This is a genomic window from Streptomyces sp. NPDC127595 (assembly GCF_042671685.1).
Lineage (GTDB): Bacteria > Actinomycetota > Actinomycetes > Streptomycetales > Streptomycetaceae > Streptomyces.
Window position 1 is genome coordinate 332954 of record NZ_JBHXWK010000007.1, and the last position, 15389, is coordinate 348342.

Annotated in this window: 13 protein-coding genes; 5 read left to right on the forward strand and 8 right to left on the reverse strand. The window is 70.7% G+C overall.

Annotated features, from left to right (window positions below; translation table 11 throughout):
- Positions 1-2: 2 nt before the first annotated feature.
- From ACFVKT_RS24135 to ACFVKT_RS24145, 3 genes are all read right to left on the reverse strand, one after another.
- Positions 3-1562, reverse strand: coding sequence for a hypothetical protein (locus ACFVKT_RS24135; protein ID WP_385734737.1), 1560 nt, complete (start codon positions 1560-1562; stop codon positions 3-5).
- Between the two features lie 209 nt (positions 1563-1771).
- Complete coding sequence (locus ACFVKT_RS24140) at positions 1772-4273, reverse strand: beta-glucosidase (RefSeq protein ID WP_385734739.1); 2502 nt, start codon at positions 4271-4273, stop codon at positions 1772-1774.
- 2 nt (positions 4274-4275) lie between these two features.
- A complete protein-coding gene (locus ACFVKT_RS24145) occupies positions 4276-4710 on the reverse strand; it encodes a cupin domain-containing protein (RefSeq protein WP_385734741.1) in 435 nt (144 codons plus the stop codon).
- Positions 4711-4933: 223 nt separating this feature from the next.
- Here ACFVKT_RS24145 and ACFVKT_RS24150 point away from each other — a divergent pair, with 223 nt between their 5' ends.
- On the forward strand, positions 4934-6184 hold the full coding sequence (locus tag ACFVKT_RS24150; RefSeq protein ID WP_385734743.1) for a pyroglutamyl peptidase: 1251 nt from the start codon (positions 4934-4936) through the stop codon (positions 6182-6184).
- A 58-nt stretch (positions 6185-6242) separates the two neighbouring features.
- Here the strand turns inward: ACFVKT_RS24150 and ACFVKT_RS24155 are convergent, their stop codons facing one another.
- Positions 6243-7052: an EI24 domain-containing protein gene (locus ACFVKT_RS24155; RefSeq protein WP_385734745.1), complete on the reverse strand. Its 810-nt coding sequence runs from the start codon at positions 7050-7052 to the stop codon at positions 6243-6245.
- Between the two features lie 573 nt (positions 7053-7625).
- Between ACFVKT_RS24155 and ACFVKT_RS24160 the strand changes: the two genes are divergently transcribed.
- A complete protein-coding gene (locus ACFVKT_RS24160; protein ID WP_385734747.1) occupies positions 7626-7763 on the forward strand; it encodes a hypothetical protein in 138 nt (45 codons plus the stop codon).
- 145 nt (positions 7764-7908) lie between these two features.
- Here ACFVKT_RS24160 and ACFVKT_RS24165 read toward each other — a convergent pair whose 3' ends face one another.
- Positions 7909-8385 carry an RrF2 family transcriptional regulator gene (locus ACFVKT_RS24165; RefSeq protein ID WP_385735036.1) on the reverse strand — a complete coding sequence of 159 codons (477 nt, stop codon included), beginning with the start codon at positions 8383-8385 and terminating at the stop codon, positions 7909-7911.
- Positions 8386-8539: 154 nt separating this feature from the next.
- Here ACFVKT_RS24165 and ACFVKT_RS24170 point away from each other — a divergent pair, with 154 nt between their 5' ends.
- Positions 8540-9268 carry an SDR family oxidoreductase gene (locus tag ACFVKT_RS24170; protein WP_385734749.1) on the forward strand — a complete coding sequence of 243 codons (729 nt, stop codon included), beginning with the start codon at positions 8540-8542 and terminating at the stop codon, positions 9266-9268.
- 116 nt (positions 9269-9384) lie between these two features.
- On the opposite strand, the gene ACFVKT_RS24175 is transcribed toward ACFVKT_RS24170, so the two are convergent.
- Complete coding sequence (locus tag ACFVKT_RS24175; RefSeq protein ID WP_385734751.1) at positions 9385-10248, reverse strand: hypothetical protein; 864 nt, start codon at positions 10246-10248, stop codon at positions 9385-9387.
- Positions 10249-10540: 292 nt separating this feature from the next.
- Between ACFVKT_RS24175 and ACFVKT_RS24180 the strand changes: the two genes are divergently transcribed.
- A complete protein-coding gene (locus tag ACFVKT_RS24180) occupies positions 10541-13066 on the forward strand; it encodes a M14 family zinc carboxypeptidase (RefSeq protein WP_385734753.1) in 2526 nt (841 codons plus the stop codon).
- 71 nt (positions 13067-13137) lie between these two features.
- On the opposite strand, the gene ACFVKT_RS24185 is transcribed toward ACFVKT_RS24180, so the two are convergent.
- Both ACFVKT_RS24185 and ACFVKT_RS24190 read right to left on the reverse strand, forming a co-directional pair.
- On the reverse strand, positions 13138-13557 hold the full coding sequence (locus ACFVKT_RS24185) for an organic hydroperoxide resistance protein (RefSeq protein ID WP_385734755.1): 420 nt from the start codon (positions 13555-13557) through the stop codon (positions 13138-13140).
- A 103-nt stretch (positions 13558-13660) separates the two neighbouring features.
- On the reverse strand, positions 13661-14683 hold the full coding sequence (locus ACFVKT_RS24190; protein ID WP_385734757.1) for an NADP-dependent oxidoreductase: 1023 nt from the start codon (positions 14681-14683) through the stop codon (positions 13661-13663).
- 130 nt (positions 14684-14813) lie between these two features.
- On the opposite strand from ACFVKT_RS24190, the gene ACFVKT_RS24195 reads away from it, so the two are divergent.
- Positions 14814-15248 carry a MarR family winged helix-turn-helix transcriptional regulator gene (locus ACFVKT_RS24195; protein ID WP_385734758.1) on the forward strand — a complete coding sequence of 145 codons (435 nt, stop codon included), beginning with the start codon at positions 14814-14816 and terminating at the stop codon, positions 15246-15248.
- The last annotated feature ends 141 nt before the right edge of the window (positions 15249-15389 follow it).

The following is a 15389-nucleotide window of genomic DNA, read 5'->3' on the forward strand; positions in this document are numbered from 1 at the left end:
GGCTATTCCTGTTGCTCTTCCGGTTCCGGCACACAGTCCGGTGCGGCCAGCAGGTCCACCGCCTCCGGATGCAGGAAGCCGGGCGGCCAGGCCCGCAGGGCGCGCCGGGCCGCCCGGCGGTTGCGTGTGACCCGGTTCAGGAGGGCGGCGCGCAGTACGGGCCAGCCGTGGCCCGGATGGTGGGCGAGTGACTGGACGATCGGTTCGAGGACACGGTCGGCGATGCGGTCACGGCCGAGGCCGAGGTCGTCACCGGGGCCGTTCGCCAGCTCCGCCAGCGGGAGCAGACGCTCGGCCGCGGCGAGGATCGGGGGCAGGTCCGACGGGCGGGCGTCCCGCAGGAGGTGGTGCCAGGCATGGGCGTCGAACGGCTCGTGCTCCAAGTGGTCCAGAATCTGGCGCACCGGCCGCAGCCCCCGCCTGGCCGCTGCCCGGATGCCCAGGCCGAAGTCGGGGCGGACCGGGTCCGAGAGGTGGGTGAGGACCACCTCGTCCCAGCCGGGCAGGGCCAGCAACGCGGCGTATCTGCGCACGAGTTCGGTGACGGCGGCCGGCTCCCAGTCGCCGTCCGGGGCGTCGAGGCGCAGGTACCGCTCAATGCTGAGCAGGGCCCGCAGCCGGGTGAGGGTGCGGGGTGCGGTCGCCGCGAGTTCGGCGTAGCGGCCGAGGGCGGAGACGGCGTCCGGGTAATCGCGCAGCCCGGTGGTGGGGCCGCCCTCGCCGTCGGCCAGGGTGGCGAGGATGTCCCCGGCGCCTTCGAGAAGGGCTTCGTCGATACGGTCGGCGGGTTCCAGGAGCGCGTCGAGCAGGCCGCCGGTGGTGGCGGCGAGCGGGGCCAGGTACTCGTTCATGACGCCGTTGCGGAAGCCGTCGCGCAGGAGCCAACCCCGGATCACCGGGTCCTGGGTGCCTTGCAGGCGCTCGACCGCGTGGATCCTGCCCCAGCCGGTGACGCTGCGGGCCAGGGCGTGCAGGGCCTGGTCGGGCTCGTCCAGGGTGCGGCGCAGCGCGACCGCGGCGTACAGCGTGAACTCGTCGAGCGAGCCGAGCAGCAGCAGGAGTTCGCGGTCGCGGGTGTCACCGGCCAGGCCGACCAGGACGATCCCGGTCTTCACGGCGGCCCGGTGGGTGCCGGTCTCGGCGAGCCACCGCCCGATCGCTCCGACGGGGCCGCGCCTGACCCCGAGCTCCTTGAGTGCCGGGCCGATGCGGTCGGCGGTGCGCAACGCGTCGGCGCCGCCCCCGGCGAGCCAGTCGTGCAGTTCCTGGGCAGCGCCGAGATCGGATTCGAGGCCGGTGGTGAGGTCGAGGCCGGGGGCGGCGGCGAGATCCGCGACGCGGCGGGCGAGTCCTGCGACGGCGTCGCTGTCCTGGCCGATCCCGAAGTGCTTGGCCCGGACGGAGTCGAGGACGACACTCGGCATGAGGACCTGCTCGCCGCCCGGGGGCTCATCGGGATAGGGCCGCCCGTCGTCCGGCCAGGGGCCGGTGCCGTGCAGGGCGCTCAGCGCGAGCGCATGGGCGAAGAAGGTGGGCCGCGCGTCGGCGGTGGGGCCGGTCAACGGCCGGGGCGGAGGCCGCCGTTCCGTACAAGCTGAAGAGTCATGGCCCGATCCTGCACCGGCTCCGTACCCCCGGACAACCGCTTATCGCCCGGCCGTCCGCGGAAGGCCAGTGGTACCCGGACTCTGAGCGCTCTGTCCTTCCCGAGCCCCGGCCCGGTCTGTCAGGTTCCGGACCGGGACTGTTCAGGAGGGCGGCTCGTCCTGGGTCAGACGGTAATGCCCGACGCGAGGCGACGGTCCGCGATCGAGCGTCCTGCCTGGATCTCGTACGAACCCTTCACAAACGCCCACGAGTTCGCCGTCTCGTCCCAGACCTCGAAGGCGCGGCGCGGGAGTTCGACGACGGCCTCGACGCTCTCGCCGGGTCCTGCCTCCACCCCCGCGAAACCGGCGAGCCACCGGGCCGGGCGGGCGGAGTCCTGCTCGGTGGGCGCCAGATAGACCTGGACGACCTCACGCCCGGCGCGCTCGCCGGAGTTGCGGACGCGGATCGTGGCGGTCCTGCCGTCGACCTCGATCGACTCGTACGTCCAGTCGGTGTAGCCGAGGCCGTGTCCGAAGGCGTACGAGGGGGTGGCGCCGGCCTTGTCCCAGGCGCGGTAGCCGATGAACACGCCCTCTGTGTAAGGGAGTTCGCCGTCGGCCGGAGCCACCCGGGTGACCGGGGCGTCGCTCAGTGAGCCCCAGGTGGTCGGCAGGCGGCCGCCCGGCTCGTGGGCGCCGGTGAGGACGTCGGCGAGGGCGGCGCCGCCCTCCTGGCCGGGGAACCAGCTCAGCAGGACGGCCGCGACCTCCTCGCGCCACGGAAGCTCCACCGGGGAGCCGGAGTTGACGATCACGACGGTGTTCGGGTTGGCGGCGGCGACGGCGCGCACCAGATCGTCCTGGCGGCCCGGGAGTCGGAGATCCCTTCGGTCGAAGCCCTCGGACTCGACGCGCTCGGTGGTCGCGACCACGACGACGGCGGTGTCGGCGGCGCGGGCCGACTCGACCGCCTCCGCGATCAGTTCGTCGGCGTCGCGCCGCGGCTCCTGGTGGGCGAGCGTGAAGCCGATCACCTTCAGGGGGATGCTCTCGGGGAGATCGACAACGTGGGTGAGGGAGACGGTCACCGGTTCGCCCGAGGTCAGTTCGACCTGGGCGCGGGGCATCGGAGTGCCGAAGAAGGTGACGAACGGGTCGTCCTTCGCGGCGCGCTGGACTTCGTCGAAGTACGTCGTGCCGTCGATGGTGAGCGTGAAGGCGCCGAGGCCCTTGATACCGAAAGTGTGCGGGCCGCTGTCGCGCGGGGTGAAGGTGCCCGTCAACTCGACGGTGTGGAGGGCCGCGTGGGTGACGCCGGGCGGGAGGTCGTCGCCCATCCACTGGATCTGGCCGCTGGGCGCGGAGCCGCCGCCGATGACCTCGCCGGCCGCGTCGCGGCAGATGGCGCGCAGCTCGAACCCCTTGTCGGCGACGGCGAGTTCCTCGTTCGGGTCGGCTCCGACGGCGTAGGTCAGGCTGCCCTCGGGGAGGGCCGCGGTGAGGCCGTCGAGGGGCGAGACGACATGGGAGGGGAAGACGGTGGCTGAGCCGCCGCCGAGGACACGGGCGTCGCGGGCGGCGGCGCCGATGAGCGCGACGGTGCCGGGCCGGAGCGGGAGGGCTGGGCGTTCGTTGCGTACTTCGCTGCGCCCGTCGTTACGTACGTCGTTGCCCACTTCGCTGCGCACTTCGTTGCGTACGAGCACGAAGGCGCGGCGGGCGATGTCGCGGGCCAGGGCTTCGCCGTCGATGGTGGCGGGCGGCTCGGTCACGACCGGTTCGGCGCCGTCCAGGATGCCCACGCGGGCGGCGAGGCGCAGCACGTTGCGTACGGCGTCGTCGACCGCCGACTCCTCGACGCGACCGGCTCGTACGGCCCGCGCGAGCGGCTCGCCGTACACCGTCCGCGGGCCCGGCATGGCGACGTCGAGGCCTCCCTCGATGGCGGCGGTCGTGGAGCGGGCGGCCATCCAGTCGGAGACGTTGAAGCCGTCGAAGCCCCACTCACCGCGCAGGATGTCGTTCACGAGGTGGCGGTGTTCGGTCATCGTCGTGCCGTTGACCGAGTTGTAGGCGGTCATGATGCCCCAGGGGCGGGCGTTCTCGACGATGGCCTCGAAGGGGGCCAAGTAGAGCTCGCGCAGGGCGCGTTCGGTGACCATGTTGTTCACCGTGAAGCGGTCGGTCTCGGCGTCGTTGGCGACGAAGTGCTTGACCGTGGTGGCGACGCCGCCGGACTGGACGCCGTTCACATAGCCCGAGCCGATCCGTCCGGTCAGGTACGGGTCCTCGCTGTACGCCTCGAAGTGGCGGCCTCCGAGCGGGGAGCGGTGCAGGTTGACCGTGGGCGCGAGCAGGACGTGGACGCTCTTGCGGCGGGCTTCCTGGGCGAGGAGCGCGCCGGCGCGGAAGGCGAGGGCCGGGTCCCAGGTGGCGGCGAGCGCGGTCGGGGACGGGAGGGCGATGGAGGGGTCGGCGGCGGTCCAGCGGACGCCTCGTACGCCGATCGGGCCGTCGGACATGACCAGGGACTTCAGCCCGATCTCCGGGAGCGCGGGCAGCGACCACATGCCCTGCCCGGACAGCAGCCTCGCCTTCGCGTCGATGCCGAGGCTGCCGAGCGCCGCCTCGACGACCGCCTCGCGCGCCCGGTCCGGCGAGGTCTGCCCGGTCTTGGCGCTCACGGTCACTGGAAGTCGCAGCCCGGGTTCGGGGCGTCCTCGGACAGGGGGGCGCCGTGCGGCAGGACGTAGAGCACGTCCAGGACCAGTGGGGTGGTCCCGAGATTGCGGCCGATGTGCACGTGGTCGGAACCGGACGGCTCGGTGAGGGTGGCGCCGGCCGGGTAGACACCGTCGGAAGCACAGTCCGAGTCGAAGTGGCTCAGAGTGCCTTCCTTGACGAAGCCGTACAGCGTTCCGTCGTGGTAGTGCCAGCCGGTGCTCTGTCCTGCGGGGACGGTGATCTCCCGCAGGATGTAGTCCGTGTCGCCGACGGTCCTCTGCGCGAGCACGACGCCGGTGACTCCCGGGCCGGGAGGCGTCGCGTGGGCGGGTCCTGCGACGAGCGACAGGCAGAGGGCCGCGGTTCCCGCGAACCCGGTACGGAGCACGTTGTGCATGGGGGGAGTCCTTTCAACGGACGACGAGCCGGCGTTCCGTTGAGGATTCTGTCGTACGAGCGCGCAAGATTCACTGAGTTGGCCAGTTGGTCCAGCGGTCGCCGCGGCTACTTGCCACATCCCACGGCTTACGCCCGCTACATCCCATGGCGTACGCCCCATGCGCCACGGGATACTGCCGCCATTCGGCAGCACCCCACAGCGGCGGAAGGCCAGAACTCCCTTGAATCACATACGTACTCGGATCGGCGTACTCGGACTGACCCTGATGGCGGGGCTTGCGGTGGCGCCCACCGCGTCCGCCGCCCCGTCCACCGCCGGGACGCCCACCGTGGAGGAGCTGCGGCTCGACAAGGCCGCGCCCCAGGAGATCCTGCGGCGTTCCGGATTCGACACCGTGGCACCGGAGTTCGAGCGGGCGCTGGAGAAGGCCGGCTCGTACGCGCAGGCCGAGCGTGCCACCGTACAGCAGGGTGCGCGGCTTTGGCAGCGGGCCGTGGACCGGGCGCAGGGCCGGGGTCCGGCGGGCGGGGACCTGAGCCGGGACGACGACCGGCCGCTGTACTGGGCCCGGCTCGGTATGACGCGTGAAGTGCGCGAGTGGGAGCCGGACTTCGCGCTCACGGATGCCCAACGGGACAAGCTGCTGAGCAAGTTGGAGGTGTCCTCGCGCGGTCAGGACGCCATTCGTTATCCCCGGGCCAAGGGCGTGAAGCGGATCCTGGTCACCGGATTCGACCCGTTCACGCTGGACCGTGACATCCGGATCTCCAACCCGTCCGGAGCCAACGCCCTCGCCCTGGACGGTACGACGATCCAGACGGCGGACGGTCCGGCGCGCATCGAGACGGCCATGTTCCCGGTCCGCTGGGACGACTTCACCGACGGCATGGTCGAGCGGGCGCTGCGGTCGTCCCTGCCGCAGGTCGATCTGTTCACCACCGTCAGCCAGGGCCGCGTGGGCCGGTTCGACGTGGAGCGGACCAACGGGGCCTGGCGGGGCGGCTTCGGTGACAACCTGAACACCGGGGTCGCCGAGACCGTCCCGGTCACCGACCCGGCCTCGCAGCCGCAGTGGACGTCAACGACCCTTCCGTACACGGACATCGTGGCCGCGAACACCGGGCGCTTCCCGGTGTACGACAACACGTCGGTGACCGAGATCCCGGCGGGCGGCACCACCGCGGTCGTACGTCCCACCGGCCCGACCCCGGGTTCGACGGCCCGTGCCGGGGGCGGCGGTGACTACCTCTCCAACGAGATCGCCTACCGCGCGACGCTGCTGCGCGACCGTCTCGGCCTGCACGACAGTCTGCCCGGCGGTCATGTGCACACGCCTGTGCTGCAGTTCGGCACGGGGAACACGGACCCGGCGACCGGGGTGATCACGGACGCGGAGTTCGTACAGAACCGGCTGGACATCATTGCCCAGGTGCGGGCGATTTTGACGGTGGCGGTGGAGGCGGGGGCCTGAGCGTGGTGGCGGGCGCCGGTTCCTGGCCAGGGGGATGGGGGTCAGCCCGTGGACGGGTTCAGCCCGTGGACGCCCGCTCCTGGCTGTCCGCGCCGTTCCTGTCCCGGTCGCCGTCCGTCACCGTTTCCTCGCCCAGCAGGTCGCGGGCCATCAGCGTGGCGCCCGCGACCGCGCCGGGCATCAGGAAGACAGCGACGAACGGGACCAGGAAGGAGACGGCGAGGGGGGTGCCGAAGCCCCAGATCAGGGTCTTGCGGGAGCGGAGGAGGGTGAGGCGGTGGCGGAGGTCGACGCGGCGGCGTTGCATCGCCACCGCGGTCAGCTCCTCCGTGAGGAAGAAGCCGGTGACGAAGAACCCGATCACCGGTACGGCCGTCTGTCCGACGAACGGGATGAAGCCGAGGGCGAAGAGCAGCACGCCCCAGAGGGCGGCCCGTACGACGATACGGAGGCTGTCTCGGGCCGAGATCCACAACTCCCGCCACAGCGGCAGTCCCGACTCCGGGGCCGTGCCGTCCCTGGAGACGTCCCGGTCGACCTTCTCCGAGAGGTTCTCGTAGAAGGGCTGGCCGATGAGGAGCGTGACCGCGGTGAAGGTGACCACGGAGAGGAGGAGCGCGAGGGCGAACAGTACGGCGGTCAGGAAACCGCGGAAGAGGCCCTGCCAGGGGCTGCTCCAGTCGTCGGCGAACGGCGTGGCCCAGCCGATGAAGTCGTCGCCGTACACCGCCAGGGCGACGAGCGCCGCCGCGTACAACACGAGCGTGATCAGCCCCGGAAGCAGCCCGAACCCGTACTGCTTCCCATGCCTCCCCACCCACCGCTGGCCCTGCACCAAGTAGTTGAACCCCACCCCGAAGTCACGCATGGGGGAACCTTAGCGTCACTGATGAGCTGAGGTTTCCTGGGCGGGGCTGGGTTTCCGCCCGGATGGACAAGAGATCCCGCCTGTCGGCAGCCGGGTGCCCAGGGGGTCCCAGACCGGGGCGTGCTCAGCCACCTTGCGGGTTTCTCCACAGTCACGACTGGCCACACCTTCTCGCACAACATCGCCCGGAATAAGTACGGTCATCTCCCATACGGTTCGTGGGCTACAGAGTGTCGTGGGAGAAGTACCGGCGCAGGGGGAACGGGTGTAACGGCGGGACCCTGGTCGACAGCGGTACGGCAACGCTTCCCGCTAAGGAGACCGGCTGGAAGTTCTGGGAAACCTCTTCATGAGGACCCGGCCCTGGCGGCTCCCCGGCTGCGCTCTGGTGGCTGCCCTCTTCCTCACGGGCTGCGCCTCGGACCATGACTCGACACCCGATCGCGAGGCCGCGCCCTCCGCCACTCACCAAAGCACTGGTGCAGAACAGGCCGAGCAGAAGCTCACAGCTCAGGCCCAGTCGGCACTCGACGCCGTCACGAAGGCAGACAGCTCGAGTTCACCCCGGCCGGCGTGAGCTCGAACAAGCCGGTCCCGTGTGACCGGTCCGTGGTCTTCGAGCGGTTCACCGCCGAGGACTCGCTCCGCCTCGACGTCCGGGGGAAACCCGGCTCGACCGGCATGATCGCCTGGCGCATCAACACGGCCTGATTGCGTATCTGGTTCCCTCCTCTTCCGCCCCGACTCCCCCGGGCGGAAGTGCGCCCCTCCAGCACCGGGACGGCAGCGGTAGTGGCCGCGGCCTCCGATCTGGACCTGCCTGCTGGACCGGCCTGGGTGTCGTGCAGGTCGGCCCTCACGCCTCCGGCGTCGTCAGCCACGCCCCGATGCCCGCCATCGCGCCAGGCCCGTAGTCCGAGCCGACGCTTTGGACGAGGTCGGCGATCGAGACGGCGCGCAGGGACGCTCGCCAGGCCGCGTCCGCTCCGTTCATGGCGCGGGAGATCGCGCAGGGGACGGTGCATGCCTCGGGTGGGGTGGCCAGGGGGCCGCGCTGGCGGATCTCTGTGCAGACGAACGCCTGGGCGGGACCGTCGACGGCCTCGACCACGTCGAGGACCGTGATCGAGTCCGGTTCCCGGGTGAGTACATAGCCGCCCGCCTTGCCCTGCACCGAACGCACCAGTCCGGCACGCGAAAGCGACTGCAGCTGCTTGGCCAGATAGCTCGCCGAGACGTCGTGCAGCTCCGCCAGGCGGGTCGCGGGGACGGGCTCGTCGACCGAGGTGAGCACCACGCAGCAGTGCAGGGCCCACTCGACTCCGCCGGACATCTTCACTCGATCACTCTAACCAGACCCACTTGACTCGGACAGCACCTGTCCGAGTATATTCCCGGATAGAAGGTGTCCGGGTTTGGTGCGCGTGGCATCCGCGCGATCCCATGTGCCACATTTGCGGACATAACACCCAACTGAAAGGCATGTCATGAAGATCGCGGTCATCGGCGGTACCGGGCTGATCGGGTCGCAGGTCGTCAGGAATCTGAACGCCGCCGGGCACGAAGCGGTGCCGCAGTCGCAGTCCACCGGGATCGACGTCATCACCGGTAAGGGCCTGGTCGAGGCGGTGGCGGGGGCGGACGTCATCGTCAACCTGACGAACTCCCCGACCTTCGACGAAGCCTCCCCGGCCTTCTTCCAGACCTCGATGGACAACCTGCTGGCCGCGGGGCAGAAGGGCGGCGTCGGTCACTTCGTCATTCTCTCGATCGTCGGCGTGGACCAGGTCCCCGAGCTGGACTACTACCGGGCCAAAGCCCTCCAGGAGGAGATCCTCGCGGCCGGTCCGATCCCCTACTCGATCGTCCGCGCGACGCAGTTCATGGAGTTCGTCGACGCGGTGCTGTCGTGGACCACCGACGGCGACACCGTCCGGCTGCCCGCCACGCCGATCCAGCCGATCGCCGCCAAGGATGTGGCCGCCGCGGTGGCGGAGGTCGCCGCGGGCGCCCCCCTGGGAGGCATCCGCGACATCGCCGGCCCCGAGATCTTCACCCTGGACGAGCTGGGCCGGATCACCCTGTCCCGCAAGCCCGACGGGCGCACCGTGGTCACCGATCCCACCGCCGGGATGTTCGGCGCCGTCAAGGGTGACGTCCTCACGGACAAGGACGCCCACCTCGCCACCACCCGCTACACCGACTGGCTCTCCTGAACCCACCGCCCGCACCCGCTACACCGACTGGCTCTCCTGAACCCCAAGGCCCAGCCCACCCGCTACACCAGCTGGGTCTCCCCCAACCCCTCTCGCCCACCACGTGACATCACGAGTCACACCGGCGTCACCGCCACCACAACCCCCCGCTCCGCCGCGGGCGCCACCGCCGCCGATACGCGGACCGCGACCGAGCGGGCCACGCGGCCTGCGCGGGAGGAGGTGGCCAGGAGGAGCGGCTGGAGGTGCTCCAGGCGGGAGACGAAGAACTCCTCGCCCGCGATGACGAGCGGGCGGGCCGCCTTCGTGACAGCCGCGGCCGTCTCCGTGAGGTCGGCCAGGGGCGGCAGGGAAGCGCGTACGACCCCTGCCCCCACCGTGGCGGCCCGTTCCGCCAGGGCAACCTGGAGCGGGAGGAGCGGGGCCAGCGCGGCTGTCAACGCGTCGGTGATGCGCCGGAGTTCGGGGGAGGTGTCGCGCAGGACGTCCGCGGCGGCCCGTACCACCGGAGTCAGTACGAGGAGCAGGCCCGCGGCGACCCCCGCCGCCGCGGGCAGCAGCGGTGAGCCCGCCTCGACCAGTTCACCGATCGCGTCGGCGGCCTCCTCGACCGCGGGCGCCACCGCGTCGAGGACCGGCAGCAGGCTGTCGCCCAGCGCGGCGAACAGGACCTGGGCGGGTTCGCTCACGGGATGTGCCGCCAGCGGCGCCCCGCTGGTGCCGAGCCGGGTCAGTGTGTCCACCAGCCGGTAGAAGGCCTCCTGCGCCTGCGGCGACGCGCTCGCCTCGGCCAGCTCGGCCGTGGTCTCGCGCAGGACACGCAGCGCCTCCGCGCCCGAACCGTCCCGCGGGTCAAAGGTGTTGACGGCGATCTTGGTGATGTTCCCGGCCGTGTCGAGGAGTTGGCCGGTGATGTCGGTCGTGCTGCGTGCCATGCGCAGCACGTCCTCCCTGCTGGGGAGCGACGGAATCGGGGACATGGGGGCTCTCCTCGCCACGCGTGTACCACTCGGCCGTTGCCCTCAGCATGCCCCGAAGCGGCCGCACCCAGAGCCGCACAGGACCCCGAGCTGCACAGGACCCAGAGCCACACGGGACCCCGAGCGTGCCGAAACCGCAGGATCGAGTCTGCCCCGCCCGGAATGCGCCATCGGAGGCATCCATGACGGCGTGTGTGACGGCAACGCCCTCTTGTTGCGGGAGAGTCGAACAGGTACACCTCGCCGTACCGACCCTGTACCGATCCCAGGCATCACCCAGGAGGTACGACGCGTGCGCCTACCGAGACCCGTCCTGACCGCCACTGTCATCGCCACGGCGACCGGCTCACTCCTGCTCGCCCCGCACAGCGCCACCGCGGACCGCAAACCGCCGGTGCGCGAAGGCGCCGCGGGGAGCAGCGCCGCCAGGAACTCCGCCGGCGCCGCCCTCAACGCCCTCGCCACCCCCGTCACCGATCTCTCCGGCGCCTCCGCCGGCTACCCCCGCGAGCAGGTCCTCACCCCGGACCCGGTGAACCCCGCCGACAAGTCCATCAAGCTCGGCCTCACCCCGTACCACGCGATCGCCCCGAAGCTGAACTCCCTTCAGGAGCTGGGTGACCGTGTCAGCGTGGAGGTCGCGGGCGAGTCGGCCGGGGGCCACCGCCTCTACCTCGTCACCGTCACCGCGCCCGAGTCGGCCCGCGAGACGCGCGCCCAGGAGCGGATGCGTGAACTCATCGAGAACGCGCCGCAGTCGGCGGCCAAGGACCCGGCGTTGAAGAAGACCTACAAGACGCCGGTGTTCTTCAACAACAACATCCACGGCAACGAGTGGGAGGGCACGGACGCCGCCCTCGGGCTCATCGAGCAGCTCGCGACGGCCAAGGACAGCAAGACCGCCGGCCTTCTGGCGCACAGCCGCCTGTACTTCAACATCACCGCGAACCCCGACGGCCGTATCGCCGGCACCCGCGCCAACGCCAACGGGTTCGACCTGAACCGGGACTTCATCACCGCCTCGCAGCCCGAGGCCCGCGCGATCCGCCAGATCGGCATCGACAAGCAGCCCGCGGTCATGGTCGACCTGCACGGCTACGTCAACGGCACGCTGATCGAGCCGACGACCCCGCCGCACGGCGAGAACTACGAGTACGACCTCTTCCTCAAGAACACCTACGCCAACGCGCTCGGCATGGAGGCCGCCGTCAACGGTCTCGGCTACACACCCGCCGCCGACGGCGTGGAGCCCGCCCAGATCCCCTTCCGCGACCAGGAGGAGGGCTGGGACGACTGGCCCCCGATCTTCACACCGCAGTACGCGGCGTTCCACGGCACGGTCGCCGCGCACACCGTCGAGATCCCGATGCAGGTGAACAACGCCGTCTACGACTCGCTGCCGGTCGAGGAGTTGAGGCGACGCGCCGCGATCAACGTCGATGTCGCGGGCGCGGCCATGCGCGCGACCCTCAACTTCGCCCAGTCGCACCGGACTTCGCTCATCGCCGATCAGATCGAGGTCTTCCGGCGGGGCGTGACCGGCGCCGCGCAGGTGCCGGTCTCCGCCGAGACGGTCCCCGGCGTCCCGGGCATCGGCCCCGAGGACGTCTACACGACCGACTTCCCCCGCGCGTACGTCATTCCGGCCGGCGCCGCACAGCGCTCCGCGACCGCCGCCGCCCGCCTCGTCGACCACCTCATCGCCAACGACGTACGCGTCACCCGCGCGACCGCCGGATTCCGGCTCGCGGGACGGTCGTACGCGAAGGGCAGTTACGTCGTCGACCTGCGTCAGCCCAAGCGCGGGATGGCCAATGTGCTGCTGGCGGACGGGACGGACATCAGCGACAAGGTGTCGGTGATGTACGACATCTCGGGGTGGAGCCTGGGCCGGCTGTGGGGCGCGACGGTCACGCCCGTGCGCGGCGGCACCAGTCTGGCGGCCGTCCCGCTGCGCACGGTCGGCGCGGCCACGGACGTCGGGTACGTCGCCCCGCGCGGGGACCTGCGGCTCCGCCTCGACGATCCGCAGGAGATCACGGCCCTCAACTCCCTGCTGAAGCAGGGGGTTTCGGTACGGCAGGCCGCCGACGGCAGCGCGATCGTGCCGGCCTCCGCCCGGGCGAAGGCCGTCGCCCTCGCCCGTGAGTACGACGTCGCCTTCGACTCGACGAAGGTGACCGGTGGCACTCCCCTCCGCCTCACACGGGTCGCCGCCGCCGTCACCCCGGGCGAGCTGTTCGCACTGCGTGAGATGAACTTCGACGTGGTCCCGGTGTCGACGGCCGTCCTCAACGCGGGCTTCGACTGGTCCGGCGCCGATGTGCTGTTCGTGTCGTCGGGGCTCAGCTACACGGGCCTCAACGCGTCCGCACGGGCCTCTCTCGGCGCCTTCCTGGGCACCCATGGCCTGGTGGGGCGCGGAGCCACCGGCGCGACGCTCAACGCCGCCACGGGGCTGCTCGCGCTCAAGCCGGTGGCGGGCGACGGGGACGCCAACGGCGTTGTGCGGGTGGTGAATTCGGGTGCGCTCACCTCGGGCGCCCCCGACCACAGCTTCGTCTACGCCCCGCTCTGGTTCACCGAACTCGGCTCCGGGGTCCGCGTTGAACAGTCGTACGCGACGGGTGATCCGCTGGTCTCCGGGCACTGGCGCCCGCTGGCCGACGGCACGGCCGGGCCCACGGCGGCGGGCGGCCAGGCCTCTGTGGTCAGTGGTCCGCACGCCGTCCTCTTCGGCACCGAGCCGCTCTTCCGTGACCATCCCAAGGGTGAATTCCCGCAGGTGGCACGGGCGTTGCTCACGCTTCCGCGGTAGCGGGACCCGTACGACAGAGGCCGCACCCCACGTCCTTGGGGTGCGGCCTCCGCCGTGTGCAACGACTGCGGTCAGGCGAGCGTCACGGTGATGTTGCCGCGCGTCGCCTTCGAGTAGGGGCAGACCTGGTGAGCCTTCTCGAGCAACGCCGTGGCCGTCGCCGTATCCACGTTCGGGATGGTGGCGGAGATCTCGACGATGAGCCCGAACCCGTCCTCGTTCTTGCCTATGCCGACCTTCGCGGTGACGGTCGAGCCGGAGATGTCGGCCTTCTCCTGACGGGCCACGACGCCGAGGGCGCCCTGGAAGCAGGCGCTGTACCCGGCGGCGAACAGCTGCTCCGGGTTGGTGCCGGCGCCGCTGCCGCCCATCTCCTTGGGCGGATTGACGACGACGTCGACCTTGCCGTCATCGGTGGCTACTCGGCCGTCGCGGCCGTTCTCGGCGGTGGCGACGGCGGTGTACAGGACGTCGGACTGCTGGATGGACATACGTGCGTTCCTCCTTGGTCCGCCGCGACTCGCGCCCACGATCGCGACGATTTTGGAAAGAAGTTACCGCATGTCGGAAGTCCAGCAGAACCCCCGATGACCTCTAGAGCTTGACGATCATCTTTCCGGTGTTGTCGCCGCGCAGGACCCCGAGGAACGCCTCCAGGTTGTTCTCGATGCCCTCGACGACCGTCTCGCGGTACTTGAGCGCGCCCGAGGCGACCCAGGGGCCGACCTCCTGGACGAACTGCGACTGCAGGTCGTAGTGGTCGCCGACGAGGAAGCCCTCGATACGGCCGCGGGTCTGGATCAGGCGGGCGAGGTTCTTCGGGCCGGGGACGGGCTCGGTGCTGTTGTAGACGGAGATCGCGCCGCAGATCGCGATGCGGCCGTCCCGGTTGAGCTGCCCGATGGCCGCCTCCAGGTGCTCACCGCCGACGTTGTCGAAGTAGACGTCGACGCCGTCGGGCGCGGCCTCGCGAAGCTGTGCGTTCACCGGGCCGTTCTTGTAGTTGAACGCGGCGTCGAAGCCGTACTCCTCGACCAGCAGCTTGACCTTCTCGTCGGAGCCCGCCGAGCCGATGACGCGCGAGGCGCCCTTGAGCTTGGCGATCTGGCCGACCTGGCTGCCGACCGCGCCGGCGGCGCCCGACACGAACACCGAGTCGCCCTCCTTGAAGGAGGCGGTGCGCAGGAGACCGGCGTAGGCGGTGAGGCCTGTCATGCCCAGCACACCGAGGTACGTGCTCAGCGGCGCGGCCTCCGGGTCCACCTTGACCGCCTGCTTGGCGTCGACCACGGCGTACTCGCGCCAGCCGAAGAAGTGCAGCACATGGTCGCCGACCGCGATGCCCTCGGCCTTCGAGGCGACGACCTCGCCGACCGCGCCACCCTGCATGACCTTGCCCAGCTCGAAGGGGGCGACGTAAGACTTGGCGGCGCTCATGCGGCCGCGCATGTACGGGTCGACGGAGAGGTACTTGTTCCGTACCAGCACCTGGCCCTCACCCGGCTGCTGCACCTCGGCCTCGACCAGAGCGAAGTCCTCGGGCTTGGGCCAGCCTTCCGGGCGGCTGAGCAGGTGCCATTCGCGGCTGACGGCGGGGAGCTGGGGGGAGTCGGTCATGAGGGGGCGCCTTTCCTGCGGGTTGCGGGTGGTGCTGCCTGCGGCTCTGACTGTTCGGATACTTCAGCACCTGAAACAACCATGCTCCTGAATATTTCATGATGTCAAGTAACCGGGTACTCTGGAGTGCATGGCCACGCAGAAGACTCCCCGTATCGACCCGCTGACGCTGGAGGTCGTCGACCTCATCGCCACGGTGGTGGCGCGATATCACGAGGAGTACGAGGAGGCCGCCGGCGAGCACGCGCTGACGGGCGCGCAGGCGCGGCTGCTGAGCCTGCTGTCGCTGGAGCCGCTGCCGATGCGGCGGCTCGCGCAGAAGCTGAGGTGTGAACCGTCGAACGTCACCGGGATCGTGGACCGGCTGGAGGCGCGAGGGCTGGTCGAGCGGCGGCTGGACCCTTCGGACCGGCGGGTCAAGCTGGCGGCGGCGACGGAGGAGGGGCTGCGGGTTGCTCGCAGTCTGCGGGATTCACTTCGCTTTGCGCGGGAGCCGTTGGCCGGGCTGTCCCGGGAGGAGCGGGTGTCCCTGCGGGGGATGCTTCAGCGGATGCTCGCCACGTAGGGGGTGGGGTGGGGTTTGTTCGCCCCCTCCGCCCCTGCCCGTCCCTTGCTTCCTGGGGGCTGCCGCCCCCAGACCCCCGCTTCGCGCTGAACGCGCTCGTCCTCAAACGCCGGACAGGCTGAAAACCTCTAGCCCCGGATG